Genomic DNA, 22521 nt, shown 5'->3' with positions numbered 1-22521 from the left:
GATCACTGAACGGATAGCAGCGTGACGTCGAAGTGGCGTGGATCGAGTGGCCTTCGGCTGCTGATCGTTTAGCGCGGCGGCGGGGGTGGTAGTGCAGAGATCATGGACCATCGGACGTTGGATCACAGCCGGGCGCCACTGGTGGAGGCGGTCGCCGACTACCACCGGCAGGACAGGTACGGCTTCGCCCCGCCGGGGCACCGGCAGGGCCGCGGCGCCGAACCGCGGGCTCTCGAGGTCCTCGGCGCGGCTACCTATCGGGCGGACATGTTGGCCTCAGCCGGGCTGGACGACCGGTCCTCGTCGCACGGCTACCTCTCCCGGGCGGAGGAGTTGATGGCCGATGCGGTCGGCGCGCAGCAGTCGTTCTTCTCGACCGCAGGTAGTTCGTTGTCGGTCAAGGCGGCCATGCTCGCCGTCGCCGGTGGGCAGGGTGAGCTGCTGATCGGTCGTGATGCCCACAAGTCGGTCACGGCGGGGCTGGTGTTCACCGGTGTGGAACCGCGCTGGGTGGATGTGCAGTACGACGAGAACCTGCATCTGGCTCATCCGCCGTCGCCGCAGCAGCTCGAGGAAGCCTGGCAGCGGCATCCGAGCGCGTCGGGGGCGCTGATCGTGAGCCCGACCCCGTATGGGACGTGCGCCGACATCGCCGGGCTGGCTGAGGTGTGCCATCGCCGGGGCAAGCCGCTGATCGTCGACGAGGCGTGGGGCGCGCACCTGCCGTTCCATGAGGGGTTGCCGTCGTGGGCCCTGGGCGCCGGGGCCGACGTGTGCGTGGTGAGCGTGCACAAGATGGGCACCGGCTTCGAGCAGGGTTCGGTGCTGCATTCCCAGGGTGCTCTGGTCGACGCCCATCATCTGTCGGCGTGCGCTGATCTGTTGATGACGACCAGCCCCAGTGTCATCGTCTATGCCGGCCTGGACGCCTGGCGGCGGCAGATGGTCCAGGACGGTCACCGGTTGTTGTCCGCGGCGATCGAGCTCGCCGGCCGCACCCGCGAGGAGTTGGACCGCGTCGACGGGATACACATTGTCACCGGCGAGCTGCTCGGCGCCGAGGCCAGCCACGAGCTCGACCCGCTGCAGATCCTGATGGATGTCAGCGGCCTGGGCATCAACGGCTACCAGGCGGCCGACTGGCTACGCGAGCACTGCCGCATCGACATGGGATTGTCGGACCATCGGCGGGTCCTGGCCACCTTGTCGATAGCTGACGACCAGAGCACCGTCCAGCGGCTCGTCGAGGCGATCGGACGGCTGGCCGAGGCCGCACCAACGTTGCCGACGGCCAAGCTCGTACACCTACCTCACCCGGCGAGCTTCGACGTCGACCCCGTCCTGACCCCGCGCGACGCGTTCTTCGGCAAGACCGAGACGGTGCCGATCAGCGAGGCGGTCGGCCGGGTCTGCGCGGAGCAGATCACCCCGTACCCGCCGGGCATCCCCGCCCTGCTGCCCGGCGAGCGAATCAGCGCCGACATCCTCGACTACCTGCGCTCCGGACTGGACGCCGGCATGGTCCTACCGGACCCGGCCGATTCCAGCCTGGACACCATCCGCGTGGCGCTTCTGAGACCTACCATCCGGTGATGCCGCTCCGGCGCCTGCTGCCCGCGGGCGAGGTTCGCGACATCCGGGCGCGGCCCAGGGGGCGGCGTCTGGATTTTCTGAACAGCGCGTCGGCGCCAGGCCGCGCCTGTCATGGCATGGGACGGGCGAGTTGCCAATGCCGAACCAAGGTGGCTTCGTGCAGAGACTGCTTGTCAGCCGTCGAGTTGACCACGGAGTTTGGTCAGGGCCTTGGCGAGTAGCCGGGACACGTGCATCTGGGAAATGCCGATCTGCTCGGCGATCTCGGTTTGGGTGAGGTTGCCGTAGAAGCGCAGGTGCAGCATTTTGCGTTCGCGGTCGTCGAGCGTGGCCAGGGCCGGGCCGAGAGCGATACGGAATTCAGCCAGTTCGAACTCGTGGTCGTCGCCGCCGAGGGTGTCGCCCAGTTCGGTGGTGCCTTCGGCATTGACCGGTGTGGACAGCGAGGTGGCGTTGTAGGCGCGGGCGCCTTCGAGTCCTTCGAGGACGTCTTCCTCGCTGATGCCGAGATGGGCGGCGACGTCGGTGACGGTGGGGGAGCGGCCGAGGTCGTGGGTGAGGGCGGCGTTGGCGGCGGTGATGGACAGCCGGAGTTCTTGCAGGCGGCGGGGAACGCGGATGGACCAGGTGCGGTCGCGAAAGTGGCGTTTGACTTCGCCGATGATGGTGGGGATGGCGTAGCCGGCGAAGTCGATGCCGCGTTCGGGTTCGAACCGGTCGACGGCTTTGATCAGGCCGACGACGGCGACTTGGTACAGGTCGTCGGTGGGTTCACCGCGGCCGGAGTAGCGCTGGGCGAGATGGCGGGCCATGGGCAGCCAGGCCTCGATAGCGCGGTCGCGCAGGGCGGGCCGTGCCGGGTGGTCGGCGGGCAGACAGGCCATCGCCGTGATCAGCTCGCTGGGATCCGTGCCGGCTGCGGTGATCGTGCCGGTGTCGGTGGTGCGGGCTGTCTCGGTGATGACCGTCATGGAGCGGCTCCTGGCCTGTGGTGGCTGGCTGGGTGTGATCCGGCTCCTACTGCCCGCCGCAAGGGCCGGGGCAAACCACAGGTCCCTGTTGTTCACCTGGAGGGCGCGGGCGCTCGATCAGGCGCGGTCGACGCGGCCGCGTGCGTGGCTTGCCGGCTGCGGCCGTACGCTGGGCTGATGGTTATTGGGCGGTGGGGTTCCACCACGGCGCCCAGAATCGCGGACGATCCTGCTTGTCTTCGGGCGTGGCCGGTAGGCCGAACTCGTGGGTGAGGTCGCAAAGGTTGAGGACGTGGCGGACGCTGTGGTGGGCGAGGCTGATGGTCAACGGCATCTGCCGGCTCGCGGCGGTGTCGCGGCATTCGAGCAGTGCTCGGACGCCTGCGGAGCCGATAAAAGTCACGTCGCTGAGATCGAGGCTGACCCGGCCACCACCGGTCGAGGGCAACAGCGCTTCGAGTTGTCGCCGCAGTTCGGCATGGTTGCCTGAGTCGATCTCCCCGGCCACGGTGATGACGGTCAGGCTGCCGGTTTGTTGTTGCAGGGCAATGGTCAGAGACGGTCTCTGGGGATCTCGGATCGCGGTCATGGGTCCTCCGGGCGCTGATCGTCTCGCTGACCCGCCCGCATGTGCAGGCGAGTGGCCGAGAAGACGACCTGGGGAGGGCCGGGACCCGACGTGGTGCAATACCGTCACGCTACGCCCGCTACCAGTCCAAGCCCAGACATCGGCCATGCCGCACCGAAAGGGGTTCCTCGGGCCGGGGGCGCTGCGGCCAGCACGTCTGATTGCGTCAACAGTCTGAGGATCATGCGCGTGCGGCTGGCGTCGGGCCGGGCTCTGCGCCACGGGGCACGGGTCGCGACCCTGTTGGGGTGGGTGGTTGCGGCGGCCGTGCCCGGTGGCACCGGCCGGATGGTAGGGACTGCCTGTCAGGTCCGTGCGACGCCGACGAGTTGTTGCAGGTCGGCGGCCGCGCGTCGGGAACATCCTCCGTGAGGCCTTGGCCGCTCATCAGCTCGCCGCCGCCGAGAAGAACTTGACCATGACGGTGCTGCTGCCGGATTTCCTCGGCTCTACGCCGACCCGCACCGGCTGCGGCAAGTCGCCGACAACCTGCTGTCCAACGCCATCAAATACACCCCGGCCGGCGGCACCATCACGATCACCGCCACCACCGACTCGGTGACCTGGACGGTCACCGACACTGGCATCGGGATCCCGCAGGTTGAACGGCCGCACCTGTTCCGCCGCTTCTACCGTGCCTCCACCGCCCTGGACCGGCGTATCCCCGGCACCGGCCTCGGCCTGGTCATCACCCGCACCATCATCGAACGCCACCACGGCAGCATCGCCCTGAGCGACACCAGCGGACCCGGCTCCTGCTTCACCGTTCAACTCCCACGCAGCAAACCGGATCCGCACCCGAACGACTTGCCGTAGCGGAACAGGCGATACAGCGGGCCCTGGTTGTGCTGCCTGCCCTCAGCGGCAGCGATGGTGGCCGGATCAGTCCGTCGCCGGGAGCAGGCGGGCCGGACGGGTGGCTGAAGCCAGCGGACTACAGGTCGGTACGGATCTCGATACACGGCGGGCTCACCTGCCGGCGTCAGGCAGCCAAGGTCGGCGGCGAGCTGGTCGAAAGTGATCAAGCGGTGCTGGTAGGTGCTCGCCTTCTCCAAGCCGAACGCTGAGCGTGCGGGTGCGCGACAGGCGCCGTATGCGCCGCCATGGACCAGCACAGCGAGTTGCGGCTGGTGGTAGAGCCACGAGCGCCCGCCCGAGCATGCGGCGCCGTGCATTCGGGTACTTGCGGGCGTCATGCGGTCCTTGGCAGCGGACCGTTTGTCCGTCCCATTCCTTGCCGTTGGGCCGTACCGTGCTCAGCTGTTGTCCACTAAGGAGTCGGGGGACGGGTGTGCGAGTACGTCGGATCTGGTTCAGTGCTGCCGCGATGATGGCTGCTGGCGTGTTGGCCGGATGCGGGGACACCGAACAGGCACCTGAGGCGATCCCTACAACCACATCACCGCAGGCGAAGGCCAACGCGATCGCCGCTGCCGAGAAGGCCGCTGGGATCCCGCCGAAGCCGGACGACAAGACGGCAGCTGCCTACATTGCAGCTCTCAGGAAGATCAACCCGGACATCGTCGGCGACAAAGACCTGGACCGCATCATCGACCGTGGCCGTGACCAGTGCGTATCTATCAAAGAGTTCACCGACGACGAGGCGAAGGTGCTCAAGTTCGCCAACTCCCGCTTCACGTCCCCGGACCATCCGGAGGGCTTTGGAAACGCCACCGCAAAAAAGATCAACCTGGTCGTGAAAAAGTACATCTGTCCTGGCAGCTAGCGGGCGCCTCGGGGTTCAGACGCCTGTGTCTGTTGAGTGAGGTGCCGTAGGGCGGGGGCCGCAGCGGACGGCGCGCGCCGCGATGGACTCGTCTCTTTTCCTCTGCTGCGCGTCGCCGCAGAGGAGAGACGGCGGTGCCAGCGACTATCGGACGGGCGGCCAGATCGTCATGATCGAGCGCACCCGAGGACGCCGGCTGGTCACTGGGGTCGATCTCAGCTACCTGCGGGAGCTCGTCGGATACTGGGCCGAGGAGTTCGACTGGCCGGCCCAGGAGCAGGCGCTGGCCCGGTTGCCGCGCTTCCGGTCAGCCATCCACGGGTTGGGCATCGTGTTCCTGCATGCTCGGTCTGTCGCGTCGGGTGGTCCCGCGTTGCCGCTGATCCTCTGCCACGGCTGGCCGGACTCTTCCTGGCGCTACGAGAAAGGTGTTGCCACTGCTGACCGATCCCGGGGCGCACGGTGGCGACCCGGCCGACGCGTTCGACGTGGTCGTGCCGGACATGCCGGGGTTCGGGCACTCGGACCGCCCGGTCGGCGCGCCGCTGGACGCCGTCGCGGTGGCCGGGCTGTTCGCCGAGCTGATGACCGTGGCCGGCTACCCGGCGTTCGGGGTGGCCGGCGGCGACATCGGCAGCTCGGTCAGCCGCTACCTCGCCCTCGACCGCACCACCGGGCGGCTCCTCGGCGGGCAGGTCCTCGGCCGTCACGGCGCCGAAATCGCCAAGCGCGTCGACACCTACGCCACCGCGATCAGCTACGGCGCCACCGTCGCGGACATCGCCGACCTCGACCTCTCCTACACCCCACCGCTGAGCAGCCCTTGGGACGCTGTCCAAACCGCTACAGCCGCCTGGACCCGAACCGTCGGCAGCTGAACTGCCGGGGCGACCAGCCGACTCCCATCCCAAACGCGGGCGCACCCGGGAATACGAGCTTACGAAATATTGCCACTCCACCGGTCCATCGGGCCGTCTACGTTGCGCCGCGCTCGCTCGGAACTGAGGTGCAGGGCGCGATGGTGACACCAGACGGACGATGGCGCGTGGAGGTGATCAGCCGCGCGGGTGGCGAGTCGTTCCGCGTGCTCAACGGCGAGAACGTGGTGGAAGGCCTGGACCTCAACGGCGTCGAGGACCTACTGGGCGGCCGCGGCATCCGAATGGAGACACTGCGCCAGATCGACCCGGCTGCGTAACGCGGGCCTGCGTTGCGGGATTGCTGGTGTAGCTCGGCGCGAAAGCGCGGGCGCCCCGGCTTCGTGGCTACTACCCGATCACGAGTACCGACAGAATCTGTAAGCCCTTTTCGATCGGGTATTCTGCGCCTCAGACCCGAAGCACGTATTTGGTCAAGCTCTCCGGCCCGCTGGGTGCTCGGAGTAGATGGGACGCCCCCGGCCGAAATCACCTGGGCAGGCGAGGCCGGAAGCGCCCCCTTTGGTGGTCGGTGGCCTGGTCGGCTAGCTAGTTGACCAGGCCGCTGGCACGAGCGAGCTCCAGTAGCAGCGTCGCCAGATTTATACCGGCCACCAGCCAGGTGAGTTCATCACCCGGCGTCGGATCGGGCTGAGCGACGCTCCTTGGCCCTTCACGCACCGTGTAACCACCTCCCCTCAACCATTTCGAAGGTGAGCGCTAGCTGCTCTAGCGACTCTGAGGGGAGAGCCGCCGCTCCGAAGTGGCAGATGGGATTGCCGACCCAGGATATCGGGCCGTTCGCGCACCTGATCCACCGGGGGTAGCTGTGTGACAGGTATTCCTGTGACTAGTCAAGCTGCAGCTTGAGGGGCGGCGCGCCTACCGGTGATGATGCCCGAACGCATACGGCGCGTTGCCGGTAGGAGCGGTCGACGCGGTCAGATGCTCGGTGATCGCCGCCAATCAGAATCCTGGCGGAGTCGAGCAAGGGCGTCCGGCGTTCCCGCCCGCCCGGTGCCTCCCGTTCGACGGCATGCAATTCGGCCGTCCCTTGGGGACTGCCGTCGCCGGACGGCGTAGGCCGGCGGGCAGGGGAGAACTTGATGCCGCAGCGGGTTAGCCTGGCCGTCATGCTGACATTGGAGCTCTGGGGCTGGCTGCAGTTCGACATCCCGTACGCCTCAGAGGGCAGCCGCCTGCGCATCACGATGGGCGCCGTCGACCTCACCAGGGAGCAGGCACGCGCCGGTGTGCAGGCGCTCCTCGACGCCATGCCCCACCTCGCGAACGCGGCCGCGGCGTGGCGGTCCGGCCGCACCACCGACGACTGCTTCTACAACCAGATGATGTCGTACGTCGTGATCTACTCCTACGAGCAGGGACAGGACCCGCTCGCGGCCGCTAACCAGTGGATCTCCGATTTTCTGCGCGATCAGGCCGCCGCCTACGGCCCGGACATCTACGCCGACCCGATCACAACGGCACAAGGCCCGCAGCCCTTCATCGCGGAAGATCGCACCGCCCGTCCGCCGAGAGGCAACCGGTGATGGGCCTGCTTCAACAGCTGCCGGCTTACCTCACCGAGATGCGGACAGAGCTGCGCCGGCTGGGCGCACACCGCCCTGACGCGCCAGCGATGACATATCCTCGCGCAGCCCGCGATTTCTCCGACATGTCGATGCCTGCCGTTGAGGCCGCGGCGTGGCTCGCCGCCGGGATCGGTCCCAGCGTCGCCCGTTGCTCGCCGCCCAGGACATCACGCTGGCGCAGTGGTCGGCCTACGCCGAGCACCTGCGCACCCACGCCCCTCACCTCAACAGCCCCGAACTGGCCATGGAATGGATCCTGGCCGGCACCCCGCAGACTGATGCCGCCGAGTGGGCTTGTCTCGGCTACCTGCCCAAGGAGGCCGCTCCGCTCATCTCCGAGGGCGTCACCCGCCATGGCCGGCATCGGCCACGACCGCGCGGCCGCTGACCGGCGAGCCGACCTCGATATCCGCGACGACATCGAACTGCGCGACGAACTCCCGCGCGGGCGGCGTCGGTGAAGCGTTCGGCCGTCGTGGTGCGGCGGGCGCGGCCCGGGAGGTCGTCGATGTGGTTGAACAGGACGACGAACTCGTCGCCGCCGAGCCGGAACGCGGTGCCGGGTACGCAGGCGCCATCGAGTGCGGTGGCGACCTGTTGGACCAGGGCGTCGCCGTGGGCGTGCCCGAGGGTGCGGGCGCTGAGGAAGTCGACGAGCGGGCCGACCGGGGCGACGCCCAGCCGGCTGTCGTCGAAGGCGACCACGACGGGGATCCCCTTGCGGCCGGTCGGCCGGGCGAGCGCCGCCCGGGCGGCGTCGTCCCAGGTCATCGTCGACGGCAGCACGAGTGCCGGTGGTGGCAGGTGTGCGCGAAGGGTACTGCGGTGCAGCAGTGCCCGCCCGAAACCGAGCCGGCCGGTCAGCACCGCGTCGAGGTAGGCGCGATCGATCAGGAAGACGTCGTCGCCGGCGACCGCCAGCACCGCAGTGACCGCCGGGTCGTCACGCAGCACCGTCTCGACCCGCTCGATACGAGTATCGACATCGACCACCACGATCGGGCGGGCCACCTCGCCCAGGAGCGGCAACGGTGTCGCACCAGCGGTGGAACGCATCCGCATCTCTCCTGATCAACGCCAGCCACCTGGCGAGCCAGCAAGGCTCACGGGAAGGAAATCGGCGGGAAGATGGCCGAAATGAGTGTCACGGCGTCATCCGCGAGGTGCGCACAAACCGTCGGTAGCCGCTGGCGACCACGTTCAGTGTCACAACTGAGACGGCGTCCCCCGGCGGATAGCGAGCCGGCCGGTTCCGGCGAGGAAGCAGGAGTCGCATCGTTGCGGGCCGCTGGCCGGGGCGTCGGCTTGTTGGTGGGTGGAGCGCCATTCGCGTGGGCTCAGGCCGTAGGCGGCGCGGAAAGCCCGGCTGAAGTGGCCGGCGTCGGTGAAGCCCCAGCGCCGAGCGATGACGGCCACCGGGGTGTCACTGTGGCCGGAGACGGCGAGGTCGCGGCGAGCCCTTTCCAGTCGATTGTGGCGCACCCATTCACCGAAGCGGATGTTCTCGCGTTGCAGGATGCGGTGCAGGTAGCGCACGGAGATGTGGTGCCGGGAGGCGACGGCCGCCGGTGACAGCTCCGGGTCGGCGAGGTGAGATCGCATGTCGGCGAGGACACGGGACGCGAGACTGTTGCCGAGCGGGTCACGGCTGAGCTGATCGTTGCCGAGCTGCACCGTCAGTGCGGCCCGGATCAGTTCAATGGTCGCCGTCGCGGCAGCCGGGCCGTATCCGCCGCTGAGGATGACCGGATCGTCGGCGAGACGAGCCAGATACTGCGAGGTCAGTCCCGCCAGCGGGTTGGTGCTGCCGATGCGGACGGCTGAGATGTCGCGGACCGAGTTATCGGGCAGGGCGAGGGCCGAGCGGGGAAGGCGGAAGAAGGTGGCATCGATGCCAGCGGCGAACAGCAGGCTGTACGGCGATGCGGTGTCGTAGACGGCGAAATCGCCGGGCCCGAGTACCGCTTCGCGGCCATGCTGCACGACGATGCTGCAGCCGGAGCGTTGCAGGCTGAGGAACACCATCGGTTCGGTGTCCTCGCGTGCCAACTTGGGCGTACGGCGAACTGTGGTCGCCGTTGCCCGGGTCGCGCAAACGCCCAGATCACCGCAGTTGCCCAGCGTCAGCGAGACCACCATGTCCGGCGCCGGCACATGATGGTCGATCTCGACTCGTACGACGTTGCCCCACACCAGCGAACGGATCGCCTCCGCACGCTCGGGTGGGGCCAGCGCGCGGGTATCGAGCGTCGGCTGCACGCCATCACGGTGACACGGGGTGCGCCCGCGCACAACGGCTCACCGGAACCGGTCCCGGACGGTCATGAACTGTGCGCCCACGCCAACTCCCTGCGTCCGTCCGCTGCCTAATCTGCTCCCGCCCACCACCGCTACAGGGGAAAATCGACATGAGCATGCAGAGCGACCTGGCCCAGATCGAGGCCGCCAACGCCAGCGGAAAGCCGCCGGTGCTGTTCATCCATGGCCTGTGGCTACTGCCCAGCAGCTGGCAGCGCTGGGCCGACGTCTTCGCCGCCGGATACGCGCCGATCGTGCCCGGCTGGCCGGACGACCCGGACACCGTCGAGCAAGCCAACGCCCATCCCGAGGTGTTCGCCAACAAGAGCGTCGGCCAGGTCGCCGACCACTTCTGCGACCTCATCGGCAAACTCGACCGCAAACCCGCGATCATCGGCCACTCCTTCGGCGGCCTGCTCACCCAGATCAGCGCCGGCCGAGGCCTGTCCGCCGCATCGGTGGCGATCGACCCGGCCCCGTTCCGCGGCGTGCTGCCCCAGCCCATCTCCGCGCTCCGCGTGGCCCGCGTCGTGATCGGTAACCCGGCCAACTACCACCGCGCGGTACCGCTGACCTACGACCAATTTCGGTACGGCTTCGCCAACGCCGTCAGTGAAGACGAAGCGCGGCCACTGTACGAGACGTTCGCAGTGCCCGCTTCGGGCGAGCCGCTGTTCCAGGCCGCCACCGCCAACCTGAACCCGTGGACCGAGGTCAAAGTCGACACCGGCAACCCCGACCGCGGCCCACTATTGATCATCTCCGGTGAGAAGGACCACACCGTGCCCTGGGCCATCGCCAACGCCTCCTACAAACAGCAGAAGAACAACCCGGGCCACACCGAGATCATCGAGATCCCCGGCCGCGGACACTCCTTGACCATCGACCACGGCTGGCGCGAGGTCTGCGACACCGCGCTCACTTTCATCAAACGCTTCCTCTAAGCACCTTGGGCATGTCCGCGCGGTCCTGCCCCGGATCCAATGGCACTGCGCCGGGACTCTCACGGGAAGAGAAGCGGCCCGGAACCGGCCGGCTTGAGCCCGCCCGGGAGCAGGTTCAACCGAGCTCGCCCTGACCCGCTATCGCGACCGGCTCGCCCGGACTGCAGCCGGCGGACAACCCGGCGGTGACCTCTGATGCCCGACACCCGCCCGGCAAGCGTTCGCTGGACACCCCCGCGGCCGATCTGGCTTGCCAATTGCGCGACGTCATCGCAGTTCCTCACAGCGCCGCTGCCGTGCCGCGGGCATCGCACTTCGGCGCGACGCCGGCGGAGGTCGCCGCCGCGATGCCCGGCGACGCACTGCCTCCTCCGCCCAGTACCGCACCACCCGCGCCATCACCATCACAGCCGACCCCGCACGGGTGTGGCCGTGGCCAATCCAGGCCGGCTGCGGCCGCGCCGGCTGGTACGCCGACGACCTGCTGGACAACGTCGCCCGCCCCAGCGCCCGCCAGCTCATTCCCGAGCTGCAATACATCGACGTCGGTAACGGCTGCAGTACGGCCGGAAACCGTCATCACAGCTGCGCTGAGCGAGCGCGCCCAGGATTGTTGACGGCCTGAATATGCGGGAGGCTTCGACGTTGATGACGTGTTGACGCGGCCCGCCAGCCAACCCGGGCCGGTAAGGACGCGACAGCCGCTATGCCGCATGCTGACCGCGTGGACGTTCACATGATCACCGCCGAGGGCATCGAGAAGCACGATCCGCAGGACATCGGGAGGCTGCTCACCCGCACCGACGGGTTCGTCTGGGTCGACCTCGACGCCGGCACCCCGCACACCGGTCAGGTGCTCTCGGAGGTGTTCGGGTTCCACCCGCTGGCGGTCAAGGACTGCCTCGAGCGCAACCGGGTGCCGAAGATGCACGCGTACGAGAACCACGTGTTCGTGGTGCTGCACGCACCGGAACGGGGCGCGCGCGGGCACGTGCACTACCTGGAGCTCGACCAATTCATCGGGCACAACTACCTGGTCACGGTGCACGGGCCCAACAACCCGGCGGTCAGCCGGGAGGCGGCCCACCGCGAGACCGCTTCGGCGCTCGGCCGCATCGCCAAGGGGCGCTCACAACCGGCGTCGCCGTTCGCGTTGTCGCACGCGATCGTGGCGGCGATGGCCCGCAACCAGGAGGAGTACATCGAGCACATCACCGCGGACGTGTGGCGTCTCGAGCAGCAGGTCACCGGCGGCAAGGTGAGCGAGCCGGAGGCGTTCTTGACCGAGCTGTTCCAGGCCCGGCACGGTCTGCTGGCCGTACGCACGATGGCCGCGCTCAGCGGGGCGATCTACGCCCGCATGACCTCGCTGGCGGGCCTGCCCGCCGACGACCGGGAGTTCGTCACCGACACCGAGGACCAGTTCGTGCGGGTACGGCGACTGGCCGACGGCGAACGCGAGTACCTCCAAGGAGTCATCGAGTTCTACCAGAGCATCCTGACGATTCAGGCCACCGCGACCGCACAGGCGCAGAACGAAGAAGTGCAGAAGCTCACCGAAGCCAGCTACGCCCAGAACGAGGAGGTCAAAAAGATCTCCGGGTGGGCGGCCATCTTCTTCGCGCCCTCGCTGGTCGCCGCGGTGTACGGGATGAACTTCGACCACATTCCCGAACTGCACTGGATGCTCGGCTACCCGTTCGCGCTGCTGCTCATGGTCGCCTCCGGCGTGGCTCTGCACCGAGCATTCAAATATCGCGGCTGGCTGTAGTGCAGTAACGCCTTGAGCTCGATCCACTCGCTCACTTTCGTCCCGCTCAAAGCCCACCGACCGGCCGAGGACCGCGACGAGCTCCTGCTCATGGACGAACACGACGCCTACCTGTCGAACTCCAGCCAGCGGGACCTGGTACGGGCACTGGAGAAATTCGCGGTACCCGACGACCGCGTCCACGCCGACCAGGTCATCTATGTCGCCCACTCGCCATCATTGATCAACAAGAACGCCGCCGACGGTTCGCTTTCTTGAGGTGGCGTAAGGAGTCAGGCTCGGGGTTCGCCCGTTGGAGGGATATGGCGAGACCTCGGTGGACGGCGGCCGTATCTGCATCCCCGGCTGCGGTGGAGCACCGGTGAAGTCAGCGCGGTCACCCCCGGGCGGCGCCACCGGACGTCCTGGACACCGGGCGTACGTGTCGCAGTCAGCCGACAGCAGAGGTTCAAAGCCTGGCTGCGAGAGCGGAGGGGACAGACGACACGGCCATCGACGCTCACGGAAATCGATCGGCGCAGCGGGAAGCAGTATGCGCATAGACTGAGGCGTGTGACTCGATCGCGCGTCCTGTGGGGAATCCTCGTCGGCGTCGGATGCGTCTACGCCATGGCGCTGCTCACTATGAGCTATCTGTTCGATGCGACGCCGTCGCATCTGTACTTCGCCGGTTTGCCCTTGTACGGCGTTGCGTTAGGGCTCCTGCGTGGCCGGCTGCGGGATCGAGCCGACTCCGGCAACATCCGCTCCTCTCATTGAGGAGCGCGAGCCTCGATCGGGTCCTCGCGGACGTTCGCACCCGGAGCGCGAGCTGCCTGTGGCAGACGGCGGTGAGCCGCTGGTCTTCGTCGGTTTCGGTAGCATGGCCGGCCCAGATCCGGCGGCCGCCGCCGGGGAGGTCGGGCAGGCGTTGCGGATGGCCGTGGTTCGCGGTGTGTTTGCCGCCGGCTCGGTGTCGCTCAGGCACCGATCGCCCAGGCTCGCCTGACCGTGCCCGCGCTGGCCGCCGCGATCCGCCGCGCCGTCAGCGACCCGACGGTGAGCGACGCGGCACGCCGATTGGGCGAGAACGTCCGCGCTGAGAACGGGGCCGAGGCCGCGGTCGACTTGCTGGAGCAGGAAGTGCTCGGCCGTCGGTAAACCTCGGGTGGCAGGTGAGGTCAATCGCTGCCGTGATTGGCGCGGCACGGTAGGTTCTGAGTCAGGTGTGCCGGGAAGCCTGGTCGGCGATGTCTTCGCCGTGCCCGTCTTTCCGTAAGGAGCTCCTGTGATCTCGACACCGCCTCCTCACCGTCATCTGTTCGGCCGGGGTAGCTGGCCGGAGGTCAGTAGGATCGGCGACATCCTGCGCACCGAGACCGTCGGCGGGGCGCTGCTGCTCGCCGCCGCGGTGCTGGCGCTCATCTGGGCGAACTCGCCGTGGTCGTCGGGTTATGAGGACCTGGTCGCATTCAAGGTTGGCCCGCATGCGCTGCACCTCGATCTGACGTTGGCGCAGTGGGCCGCGGACGGGCTGCTGGCGATCTTCTTCTTCGTCGCCGGTCTCGAGCTCAAACGCGAGTTCGTGGCCGGGGACCTGCGTGATCCGCGACGCGCGGTGCTGCCCGTCGCTGCCGCGGTCGGTGGCATGGCCGTACCGGCGCTGATTTATGTGGCGGTCAACGGCGGTATGACGGGCGGGTCGTTGCGGGGCTGGGCGGTGCCGACCGCTACCGACATCGCGTTCGCGCTCGCCGTGCTGGCCGTGATCTCCACGCATCTGCCTGCTGCGTTGCGCACCTTTCTGCTCACTCTCGCGGTGGTCGACGATCTGCTCGCGATTCTGATCATCGCGGTGTTCTACACCAGTTCCCTGAGCCTGCTGCCATTGGTCGCCGCCCTGGCGCCATTGGGGTTGTTCGCGATGCTGGTGCAGCGGCGGGTCCGCTCCTGGTGGCTGCTGCTGCCTCTGGCCGCGGCGACGTGGGCGCTGGTGCACGCCTCCGGGGTGCACGCCACGGTCGCGGGGGTGCTGCTCGGCTTCATGGTGCCAGTGATCCGCCGCCTCCCCGGCGACGGGCACGGTCTGGCGGAGCACTTCGAACACCGGTGGCGGCCGGTCTCGGCCGGGTTCGCGGTGCCGGTCTTCGCCTTTTTCGCCGCCGGAGTGTCCGTCGCCGGTGCCGGCGGGCTCGGCGAGACGCTACGCGACCCGGTCACCATTGGAATCGTCCTCGGGTTGGTGGTCGGTAAATGCGTCGGCGTGCTCGGGTCGACGTGGTTGGTGCAACGGTTCACCCGCGCGACCCTCGGCGAGGGGGTGAGCTGGTGGGATGTGTTCGGTCTGGCGCTGCTGGCGGGGATCGGGTTCACCGTGTCGTTGCTGATCGGCGAGCTCGCGTTCGGCGTCGGCAGTGAGAAGGACGAACACGCCCGCATCGGCATCCTCGTCGGATCCTTGATCTCGGCGCTGCTGGCCATGGTGGTGCTACGCGGCCGCAACCGCCATTACCGGCAGCAGTGTGCGGCGGAGGCGGTCGACGCTGACGCCGACGGCATTCCCGACGTGTGGGACGACGACCCCGTACGCCGCTGACCCGCAGGGCCTTCCCACCCAGGGCGGGACAGGCGTACGGTGAGCTGTAGGTGTGCCGGGAAGTCTGGTCGGCGGTCATTGAATCACGCCCCGACACGGAAGGCATCCCGCGATGACCGTTCCCGCGCTGCGCGCCGTCCAGCTGACGAAACGTTACGGCCGCCTTACCGCCCTCGACGCCCTGGATCTGGATGTTGTGCCGGGTGAGGTGTTCGGGTTCCTCGGCCCCAACGGCGCCGGCAAGTCCACCACCATCCGGCTGCTGCTCGGCCTGGCCCGGCCGAGCACCGGGCGGGCCGAGGTGTTCGGCGTCAACGCCGCCGACGTGGCCCAAGCGCACCGGCACCTGGCCTACGTGCCGGCCGATGTGGCTTTGTGGCCCCAACTGAGCGGCGCCGAAGTCCTGCACCTGCAGGCCCAGACCGGGCCCGGCACCGACATCACCTACCGCGACGAACTCGTCGAACGGTTCGCCCTTGACCCATCGAAACCTGCCCGGACCTACTCCACGGGCAATCGGCAGAAGGTCGCGCTGATCGCCGCGTTCGCCACGCGGGCTCCGCTGCTGGTGCTCGACGAGCCGACCAGCGGCCTGGACCCGCTGATGGAACAGCAGTTCCGCAACGCTGTCCGAGACGCCCGCAACCGCGGGCAGACGGTATTTCTGAGCTCCCATCAGTTGGCCGAGGTCGACGCTGTCTGCGACCGGGTCGGGATCCTGCGCGCCGGCCACTTGGTCGAGGTGTCCACGATCGCCGAGCTTCGAGGCTTGCACCGTTCCGAGGTGACGATCTCCTACACCGGCTCCGCACCCGACCTGACCTCGATCGCCGGGATCAGCGCGGTTCAACCCGCCGGGGACGGTCATCTGCGGTTCACCCTCACCGGAACACCGGCCCCGGCGCTACAGGCGCTCGCCGCCGTCGAGGTCACCGCCTTGGCGGTGCGGGAACCGAGCCTGGAGGAGATTTTCCTCGACTACTACGGCCGGCAGGAGGCGTCCCGGTGAAAACCAACGCCCTGCCCGCATCGACCACTGTCAGCATCGTCACCGACCCGGCGCCGGGCCGCGCCGTCTGGTGGCTGGCGGTACGGCAGGTCCGGCGCGGCGGCCTGATCGTCACCGGCCTGGCTGCTGGTATGACGGCCGTGGTGGCTGCCAGCTATGCGCAGGTGATCGCAGACCCGGCGGCGGCCCGCGGTCTTCAGTCGCTGGCCGCGAACCCGGCGATCCGTACGCTGTTCGGCGCGCCCATGGGTCTGGACACCGCAGGCGGTTTCACAGTCTGGCGGATCGGCACCGTCTTCGCCGTCCTGCTGGGGATCTGGTCGGTCCTGGCCGTCACCCGGATCACCCGTGGCGAGGAGGACGCCGGCCGCTGGGATGTGCTGCTGTCCGGTCGCCTGCCGCTGCGCGACGCGGTGATCCGCCACCTAGCTGCCGTGATGGTGGTCGCGGCCGCCACCGCGACCACCATCACGGCTGTCCTGCTGATAGCAGGCACCCCGCCGACCGGGGCGATCATCCACGGCGCCGGCACCGGGCTGCTCGGCATGTTCTTCGCTGCGGTCGCCACGCTGACCGCTCAAGTCTTTCCTGCCCGTTCCCCGGCGACCGGCACGGCGGTCGCGGTGGTGGGTGTCAGCCTGCTGACCCGCATGATCGGCGACGGCGTCGCCGCCCTCAGCTGGCTGCACTGGCTGTCACCGTTCGGGCTGCTCGCGCTCAGCAGCCCCTACGTCCACAACCGTGTCCTGCCCTTGGCGCTGCTGGCGACGGCTACCGCTCTGATCACCGCCGCAGCACTGGCCGCCGCCTGCCGGCGTGACGTTCAGGGCGGTCTGCTCGCGCCCGCCGCCGGGCGGCGCCCACGTACACGTCTGCTGGCCAGCGTGGAGACTTTCGCCGTCCGCAGGGTGTTGCGGCCGCTGACCGGTTGGATGATCGGCATCGGCGCCTACTACCTGCTGATCGGGTTGACGGCGGTGTCGGTCACCGAATTCCTGCGCGACAACCCCGCCCTGGCCGGCCAAGCCGCACAGGCCGGCTTCGACGCTCTCGGCAGCACCACGGGGTTCACCGCCACCCTGTTCGCGCTGCTCGCCATGCCCGCCGGGGTCTTCACCGCGGTCCGCATCGCAGAGTTGGTCACTGCCGAAACCGACCGCCGGCTGACCCCGCTCGCGAGCGGCCCCGTCACCCGCATCCGGCTGCTGGGCGCCGAAACCGCCGTCACCGCCACGGCCGCAGCCATCCTGGTCACCGGTGCCGGCCTGCTCACTTGGGCCGGTGTTACCGCCATGAGCGGGCAACTCGCCGTCGGCGCGGCACTGCGCGGTGTCTGGAACGTCCTGCCGATCGTGCTGCTCAGCCTCGGCGCGGCAGTCTTCGCCGCCGGCTGGTTGCCACGCCTGACCGGGCTCCTCGGCTCCCTGCCCAGCGTCGGCGGGTTCCTGCTGCTCGTCATCGCCGAGAGCACCGCCGCACCAGGCTGGGCCAAAGACATCTCCCCGTTCGCCCATCTGGCACCGGTGCCGCTGACCGGCCCCAACCTCACCGCTGCGACGATCATGATCGCCGCAGCGGCCGTGCTGACCATCATCGGCCTGGGCGGCTACCGCCACCGCGACCTGCGTTCCTGAACCCCGGGCAGGCCGGCACCCCGCATACCTGCCCCGCCCAACGTCAGCGCTCGCCCCGACGCCTTCAGCAACCGCGCCAGGACCTGCCGTCACCCCAGCGCCGCCAAGGAGCTATCAGGACGACGACCGTCCCGGCCGCGGCGCAGACGGCCTTCGGCCCGATGGAGACCGCCGCCTGCGAACGGCACCTCCCCACACATCAGCGGCTGTTCGACGACGCCGACGCGGTGAAGAACTTCTCCATGTCGCGATGCGGTACACCGTCGAGGTCGCTACCCAATAGAAGCCTCGTTCGACGGCCACGTCCTTGATCAATGCCAAACACACCGGCGGGTCCGCCCGTCGCCATGCGCCGCTGCGGACCCTTGCCGCCCCCTGCGACCTTCGGAGGCTCCCATGACGGTGATTGGGCCGGGCCAGCTACAGCGACGGCGGGCCGCCGGCACTGCACCTGTTGCGCTTCCGGCAGCGGCGCCTAAGAACGCGGCGACGGTGTTGGTGGCCGAGGATGACGACGATGTCCGCGACCTTGGTGGTGTTCAAGCTCGAGGCTGCCGGCTACCGTACCGTGGTGGCCGGCAACGGGACCGCCGCGCTGACGATGACGCAAAGCCGGCAGCCGGACGTGGTCGTGCTGGATATCGGCCTGCCCGGTGTGGACGGGTTGAGCGTGTGCCAGCAGTTGCAGGGTTTGGCGCGTACGTCGCGGATCCCGGTGCTGCTGCTGACCAGTCGTGGCCGTGACATCGATGTGTCGCTGGGCTTCACCGTCGGCGCCGACGACTACGTCGTGAAGCCGTTTCAGCCGGAAGATCCGGGCCGACGGGTTGGCCGGCTTGTCGCCGCCCGCGGAGCCTGAGCTCGCGGCGCTGTCATCCGGCGGTGTGCGGGCCGGTGAGTTGCTGGTCGCGGTGTTGACGGCGGTGTTGCTTGGTCGCGTACATGGCGGCGTCGGCCTGGTCGATGGCGGTGGTGTAGCCGTCGGCCACGCTGACACCGGCCCAGCCGATGGAGCCTTCGACGCCGGCTGCTTCGAGTTCTTGGTAGACGCGGTCGATGACGGCGTGCGCGCCGGCTTCGGTGCATTTCGGCAGCAGGATGGCGAACTCGTCGCCGCCGAGCCGGGCGATCACGTCGGTGTCGCGCAGCGCGCGCCTGGCCGCGGTGGCGGCCGTGATGATGTAGGCGTCGCCGGCGGCGTGCCCTTGGCTGTCGTTGATCACCTTCAGCTTGTCCAGATCGAGCATCGCGACCACGGCCGGGTCGGCGAGGCGCTCGAGCTGCTGCTGGGCTTGGTCGACGAGGCGTTGCCAGGCGCGCCGGTTCGGCAGCCCGGTCAGCGCGTCAGTCTCGGCACTGAGTTGCTCGCGCAGCAGGGCATTGGTGGAGCGGTCCTGCACGCGGTCGGCGGCCAGGGCGGCGGTCAGGACCTGACCGAGCAGGGCCAGCAGCGGTTCGGCGGCGGCCATGCGGGGGTCGTTGGTGTGCGTCTGAGGGTCGAGGCCGCAGATGGCGCCGAACAGGGTGCCGTCGGGTTCGCTGATCACCGCACCGGCGTAGGTGCCGATGTCGATGGCCGTGTTGACACCCGCGGCGGCGTAGACCGGGACGGCTTGCGCGTCACGGGCCACGGTCGGGGCGTGCCCGGCGGCCATGTGGATGCAGAAGCTGTCCTCCCAGGGGTGGCTGCCGCCTTGGCGCAGGCCGTAGCCGTTGTCGGCGTCGAGGTACAGGTAGGTTTGGCGGCCGTTCTCGACGCGGGTGACCGCCCAGAACGCCAGCGGCATCTGCTCGGCCAGAAAGTCCAACACCAGATGCGAGATGTGTTCGAACACGGCTGCCGACGGTGCCGGCGCAGCCTCTGTAACCGATCCGGCGGCACCTGACTCGGTGATATCAGACGGGACGGCCCTGGAGTCGGTGGTTTCGTCGGGCGGCTGCGGCGCGTCGAGTGCTGGTGCGCTCGCGGCGTCGGCGGGCAGCGTGAAGGTGAATCGTGAGCCCTGGCCGGTGGGGTTGTCGGTGGCGTGGATGGTGCCGCCGTGGCGTTCGACGATGCGTTGGCAGATGCCCAGGCCGAGGCCGGTGCCGGTGTACCCGGCGCCGTGGTGGGCGCGGTGGAAGTTGCCGAAGATCAGATCGTGCTGGCCGTCGGGGATACCGATGCCGTTGTCGCCCGTGACGACGGTGATCTGCCGGTCTGTTTCGGTGGTGCTGATGCTGATGTGGGGGGTCACGCCGGCGGCGGTGTATTTGATCGCGTTGCTGATCAGGTTTTCGAGGAGTTGGCGGGTCAGGACGGGGTCGGCGTAGACGGGGTGCAGTTCGCCGATGGTGAAGGTGGGCACCGGGGTGCCGGCGCTTTGTGCTTGGTCGATGCGGGCGATGGCGATGTCGTTGACCACGCCGCCGAGGTCGACGACTGTCGGGGCGAGGGCGGCGTCGCGGACGGTGGTGTAGTCGAGCAGGTCGTTGATCATGTTGCGCATGCGGGCGGCGGCCCGGCCGATGCGCTGCACCGCGTCGGCCCCGGCCGGGCCGGGATGCTCGGAGGTGGCGCCGAGCGTGTCGGACAGGGTTTCGGTCCAGCCTTCGATGGTGGTCAGCGGGTTGAGCAGGTCGTGGGCGACGGCGCCGGCGAAGGAGGCGAGCTCGCCGCGGTGGCGGCGTTCGGCGGTGACGTCGTGGTAGATGCTGACGGCGTAGCGGTGGCCGTTGTCGTCGGCGGGCAGTGCGGTGGAGCTCACGCTCAAGATTCGGCCCTCTGGCACTGTAGGGTTGCGGATGAGAACGTCCATGCCGCGCACATCGGTGCCGGCCAGCGCTCGCCGGTACGGCATCTCCTCCGGGGCCAGTGGCCGGCCGTCGGGGTGGAACAGGCCGTAGAAGTCCGGCTTGGCCATCTGCCCGCTGCTGCTGGCCTGCCCGCCGACCAGCCGTCGCACGGCCGGGTTACGCAGCAGGAAGCGGCCTTGCTCGTCGATGACGGCGAGGCCTTCGGTCATCGAGTCGACGATGGTGGTCAGCATTTTGGCCTGCCGGTCGCTGGCCAGTTGGGTGGCCTGTTGCTGCTCGACCAGGGCGGTCCGTTCGTCGCGGCCCAGGGCCAGCGCGAGCCCTACCACGGCGATCATCCCGACGAACGCCTGCGCGACCAGGGCCCGTACCGGGTGCGAGTCGATGACGGCGAACACCCCGCTGCCGTGCAGGGTGAACAGCACCGCGACCGAGCCGAACACCAGGTCGTGCAGGACCACGAAGGTGGTGTGCAGCCGAGTCCCGGCCCAGACCGTCAACGCGATCACCGTGAAGGCGAGCGGTAATCCGTGGTCGGGGCCGAACACCGCCGTGTACGTCGCGGCTGAGGCGAGCAGGACGGCGGCATACTCCCAGCGCCGGCCTACCGGCAGCGCCGACCACCCCGCCCGCAGGCCACGATCACCGCTGATCCAGGTCTGCACCAGGTAGCCCAACCGGATGCCGGCAGCGCCGATCAGCAGAATGCTGACCGTGTTACGGGTAAGCCAGACCGCGGTAGCCGGCCAGGAGTAGACGCCGTTGACCACCCACACCCCGGTCGGGCCGATCGCCGCCCCGCACGCGGTCCCCACGAACGCGACCACGATCAGCCGCCACAGATCGCTCACCCGAGTCAACGACCGCTTGCCACCGCCAGACAGATGCGGCAGCCAGCGGGAGAACAGCCAGGCGAATACCCCAGCCTGCACCGTGTTGGCCACCACGAACCACAACGCCAGCACCATCGGCGCCCCAGTAGCCGTGTTGATGACCAGGGTGACCGCTGCCAGCGCCGCCACGTCGAGCAGCCGCCACCGCGACCGGTACTGCGCCAGGAACCAGATAGCGGAAACTCCGGCTGCGGGCCAGACCAGGCTCAGGTTCGTCTCGTCCATGACGGTCAGCCGCCCGGCGTACGTCGCCACCAGATACGCGGCGGCGAATGCGAACGTTCGCATCACCGACAACCGGAAACCCATCCGCCACTCCCATACCGCCCGCGCGCCGAGACTCGCTACCTCGACGCCGCTTCCATCCCACCGGTTTGTTCGGCGGATTCCCGATCCCGATGAGCCGCGACCACACCTTCCCTGCGGCAGGCGACAGCTTGCGGTCAGACGCGTCAACGACCAAGCGATGTCAGCAAGCGGACGGGCTCGCACGGAAACGGGAAACGGCGAACTGAGGACCGGCATGCCGGTCGACGATGGCCCGGCCGTAAGATGCGACCCGGCGCCAGTTCACGCGACCGGCGGGGCTCGATCACCGCCGGGACGCCGGACGGATCCGGCCATGCCCATGTTCGGTGGCATGACGGCCGTCAGGGCAAGGCGCTTACCGATCTACTACCGACGTGGGCCTGTCCGACGGTCGAGCCGCGGTAGCGAATGCCGGGATTGCGGCTGGCCAGGCAAGGGGCGGAGCCCACCCAACGGGTTCACAACGGCGGACGGGCGCTGTCCTTGATCGTGCGTGGGAGTGACTGCCGTGCGAGCGCACCTGGTGGTGCGGCGAGACAGGCGCTGACAGTGGCGGTGACGCCGTCCGGACGGCAGGTCAGCAGCAGCGACCCGGTCAGATGGTGCGCCAGTCACAGACCCCAACCGCCAGGTTGGTTGATCGGCAACGGGTCAGCGACCGCTCGGTGAACGTATCGCGCAGCAGTACCCGAGCACCGTAAATCGGCGGCACCGTCATTGACTCTTGCATGCCATGCCGGCCGTCCGTCATGCCGGCACGGGACTGATTATCGCCGTACCCGCGACCCTTGCACCACAGCAAGAAACCTCGGACGCACATAGGGATCGATTCGCGCTCGACAGTCCGGCCCAACCGCTGGCCGGC

21 protein-coding genes and 1 pseudogene are annotated in these 22521 nt (G+C 68.7%); 16 read left to right on the top strand and 6 right to left on the bottom strand.

Annotated elements, in window-relative coordinates:
• Positions 1 to 117 precede the first annotated feature (117 nt).
• Positions 118 to 1593, top strand: coding sequence for an aminotransferase class I/II-fold pyridoxal phosphate-dependent enzyme (locus ACFY36_RS20405; RefSeq protein WP_499747537.1), 1476 nt, complete (start codon positions 118 to 120; stop codon positions 1591 to 1593).
• 173 nt (positions 1594 to 1766) lie between these two features.
• Here ACFY36_RS20405 and ACFY36_RS20400 read toward each other — a convergent pair whose 3' ends face one another.
• Both ACFY36_RS20400 and ACFY36_RS20395 read right to left on the bottom strand, forming a co-directional pair.
• Positions 1767 to 2564: an RNA polymerase sigma factor SigF gene (locus ACFY36_RS20400; protein ID WP_499747536.1), complete on the bottom strand. Its 798-nt coding sequence runs from the start codon at positions 2562 to 2564 to the stop codon at positions 1767 to 1769.
• Between the two features lie 181 nt (positions 2565 to 2745).
• Complete coding sequence (locus ACFY36_RS20395) at positions 2746 to 3153, bottom strand: STAS domain-containing protein (protein WP_499747535.1); 408 nt, start codon at positions 3151 to 3153, stop codon at positions 2746 to 2748.
• 507 nt (positions 3154 to 3660) lie between these two features.
• Here ACFY36_RS20395 and ACFY36_RS20390 point away from each other — a divergent pair.
• The 6 genes and pseudogenes from ACFY36_RS20390 (at position 3661) to ACFY36_RS20365 (ending at position 7385) form a co-directional block, all read left to right on the top strand.
• Positions 3661 to 4008, top strand: a complete 348-nt coding sequence (locus tag ACFY36_RS20390; protein WP_499747569.1) for a sensor histidine kinase — start codon at positions 3661 to 3663, stop codon at positions 4006 to 4008.
• 475 nt (positions 4009 to 4483) lie between these two features.
• Complete coding sequence (locus ACFY36_RS20385) at positions 4484 to 4918, top strand: hypothetical protein (protein WP_499747534.1); 435 nt, start codon at positions 4484 to 4486, stop codon at positions 4916 to 4918.
• Between the two features lie 82 nt (positions 4919 to 5000).
• Positions 5001 to 5276, top strand: a pseudogene (locus ACFY36_RS20380) (epoxide hydrolase N-terminal domain-containing protein); the annotation flags it as partial.
• Between the two features lie 70 nt (positions 5277 to 5346).
• A complete protein-coding gene (locus ACFY36_RS20375) occupies positions 5347 to 5796 on the top strand; it encodes an alpha/beta fold hydrolase (protein WP_499747533.1) in 450 nt (149 codons plus the stop codon).
• A gap of 167 nt (positions 5797 to 5963) precedes the next feature.
• Positions 5964 to 6116 (top strand): hypothetical protein, encoded by a 153-nt coding sequence (locus ACFY36_RS20370; protein WP_499747571.1) that lies wholly within the window; start codon positions 5964 to 5966, stop codon positions 6114 to 6116.
• Positions 6117 to 6941: 825 nt separating this feature from the next.
• Positions 6942 to 7385: a hypothetical protein gene (locus ACFY36_RS20365; RefSeq protein WP_499747532.1), complete on the top strand. Its 444-nt coding sequence runs from the start codon at positions 6942 to 6944 to the stop codon at positions 7383 to 7385.
• Positions 7386 to 7730: 345 nt separating this feature from the next.
• Here ACFY36_RS20365 and ACFY36_RS20360 read toward each other — a convergent pair whose 3' ends face one another.
• Together ACFY36_RS20360 and ACFY36_RS20355 are read right to left on the bottom strand one after the other, a co-directional pair.
• Positions 7731 to 8483: a diguanylate cyclase domain-containing protein gene (locus ACFY36_RS20360; RefSeq protein ID WP_499747531.1), complete on the bottom strand. Its 753-nt coding sequence runs from the start codon at positions 8481 to 8483 to the stop codon at positions 7731 to 7733.
• Positions 8484 to 8633: 150 nt separating this feature from the next.
• Positions 8634 to 9686: a helix-turn-helix domain-containing protein gene (locus tag ACFY36_RS20355; protein ID WP_499747530.1), complete on the bottom strand. Its 1053-nt coding sequence runs from the start codon at positions 9684 to 9686 to the stop codon at positions 8634 to 8636.
• A gap of 149 nt (positions 9687 to 9835) precedes the next feature.
• Between ACFY36_RS20355 and ACFY36_RS20350 the strand changes: the two genes are divergently transcribed.
• From ACFY36_RS20350 to ACFY36_RS20310, 9 genes are all read left to right on the top strand, one after another.
• Complete coding sequence (locus ACFY36_RS20350; RefSeq protein WP_499747529.1) at positions 9836 to 10669, top strand: alpha/beta hydrolase; 834 nt, start codon at positions 9836 to 9838, stop codon at positions 10667 to 10669.
• 724 nt (positions 10670 to 11393) lie between these two features.
• On the top strand, positions 11394 to 12440 hold the full coding sequence (locus tag ACFY36_RS20345; protein ID WP_499747528.1) for a magnesium transporter CorA family protein: 1047 nt from the start codon (positions 11394 to 11396) through the stop codon (positions 12438 to 12440).
• A 12-nt stretch (positions 12441 to 12452) separates the two neighbouring features.
• The gene (locus ACFY36_RS20340) at positions 12453 to 12698 is read left to right on the top strand and encodes a hypothetical protein (RefSeq protein ID WP_499747527.1); all 246 of its coding nucleotides are present in this window, start codon (positions 12453 to 12455) and stop codon (positions 12696 to 12698) included.
• A 294-nt stretch (positions 12699 to 12992) separates the two neighbouring features.
• Complete coding sequence (locus tag ACFY36_RS20335; protein ID WP_499747526.1) at positions 12993 to 13199, top strand: hypothetical protein; 207 nt, start codon at positions 12993 to 12995, stop codon at positions 13197 to 13199.
• Positions 13200 to 13430: 231 nt separating this feature from the next.
• Positions 13431 to 13580, top strand: coding sequence for a hypothetical protein (locus ACFY36_RS20330; protein ID WP_499747525.1), 150 nt, complete (start codon positions 13431 to 13433; stop codon positions 13578 to 13580).
• Positions 13581 to 13710: 130 nt separating this feature from the next.
• Positions 13711 to 15015 carry a Na+/H+ antiporter NhaA gene (gene nhaA / locus ACFY36_RS20325; RefSeq protein WP_499747568.1) on the top strand — a complete coding sequence of 435 codons (1305 nt, stop codon included), beginning with the start codon at positions 13711 to 13713 and terminating at the stop codon, positions 15013 to 15015.
• Positions 15016 to 15127: 112 nt separating this feature from the next.
• Positions 15128 to 16024, top strand: coding sequence for an ABC transporter ATP-binding protein (locus ACFY36_RS20320; RefSeq protein ID WP_499747524.1), 897 nt, complete (start codon positions 15128 to 15130; stop codon positions 16022 to 16024).
• On the top strand, positions 16021 to 17658 hold the full coding sequence (locus tag ACFY36_RS20315; protein WP_499747523.1) for an ABC transporter permease: 1638 nt from the start codon (positions 16021 to 16023) through the stop codon (positions 17656 to 17658). The genes ACFY36_RS20320 and ACFY36_RS20315 overlap by 4 nt, the downstream gene beginning before the upstream one ends.
• A 508-nt stretch (positions 17659 to 18166) precedes the next feature.
• Positions 18167 to 18517, top strand: coding sequence for a response regulator (locus ACFY36_RS20310; RefSeq protein ID WP_499747522.1), 351 nt, complete (start codon positions 18167 to 18169; stop codon positions 18515 to 18517).
• Between the two features lie 13 nt (positions 18518 to 18530).
• On the opposite strand, the gene ACFY36_RS20305 is transcribed toward ACFY36_RS20310, so the two are convergent.
• Both ACFY36_RS20305 and ACFY36_RS20300 read right to left on the bottom strand, forming a co-directional pair.
• Positions 18531 to 21635 carry a diguanylate cyclase domain-containing protein gene (locus tag ACFY36_RS20305; RefSeq protein WP_499747521.1) on the bottom strand — a complete coding sequence of 1035 codons (3105 nt, stop codon included), beginning with the start codon at positions 21633 to 21635 and terminating at the stop codon, positions 18531 to 18533.
• A gap of 616 nt (positions 21636 to 22251) precedes the next feature.
• A complete protein-coding gene (locus tag ACFY36_RS20300) occupies positions 22252 to 22407 on the bottom strand; it encodes a hypothetical protein (RefSeq protein ID WP_499747520.1) in 156 nt (51 codons plus the stop codon).
• Between the last annotated feature and the right edge of the window lie 114 nt (positions 22408 to 22521).

This window comes from Actinoplanes sp. NPDC000266 (assembly GCF_042899005.1).
Lineage (GTDB): Bacteria > Actinomycetota > Actinomycetes > Mycobacteriales > Micromonosporaceae > Actinoplanes.
The sequence above is the reverse complement of the archived record's forward strand: the minus strand, read 5'-3'. Positions and strand labels throughout refer to the sequence as shown.

Excerpts from the sequence above, each read along its gene's own strand:
- ACFY36_RS20400 (WP_499747536.1), bottom strand. The coding sequence starts at position 2,564 with ATGACGGTCATCACCGAGACAGCCCGCACCACCGACACCGGCACGATC.
- ACFY36_RS20395 (WP_499747535.1), bottom strand. The coding sequence starts at position 3,153 with ATGACCGCGATCCGAGATCCCCAGAGACCGTCTCTGACCATTGCCCTG.
- ACFY36_RS20365 (WP_499747532.1), top strand. The coding sequence starts at position 6,942 with ATGCCGCAGCGGGTTAGCCTGGCCGTCATGCTGACATTGGAGCTCTGG.
- ACFY36_RS20320 (WP_499747524.1), top strand. The coding sequence starts at position 15,128 with ATGACCGTTCCCGCGCTGCGCGCCGTCCAGCTGACGAAACGTTACGGC.
- ACFY36_RS20305 (WP_499747521.1), bottom strand. The coding sequence starts at position 21,635 with ATGCGAACGTTCGCATTCGCCGCCGCGTATCTGGTGGCGACGTACGCC.
- ACFY36_RS20350 (WP_499747529.1), top strand. The coding sequence starts at position 9,836 with ATGAGCATGCAGAGCGACCTGGCCCAGATCGAGGCCGCCAACGCCAGC.
- ACFY36_RS20300 (WP_499747520.1), bottom strand. The coding sequence starts at position 22,407 with ATGACGGACGGCCGGCATGGCATGCAAGAGTCAATGACGGTGCCGCCG.
- ACFY36_RS20360 (WP_499747531.1), bottom strand. The coding sequence starts at position 8,483 with ATGCGTTCCACCGCTGGTGCGACACCGTTGCCGCTCCTGGGCGAGGTG.
- ACFY36_RS20310 (WP_499747522.1), top strand. The coding sequence starts at position 18,167 with ATGACGACGATGTCCGCGACCTTGGTGGTGTTCAAGCTCGAGGCTGCC.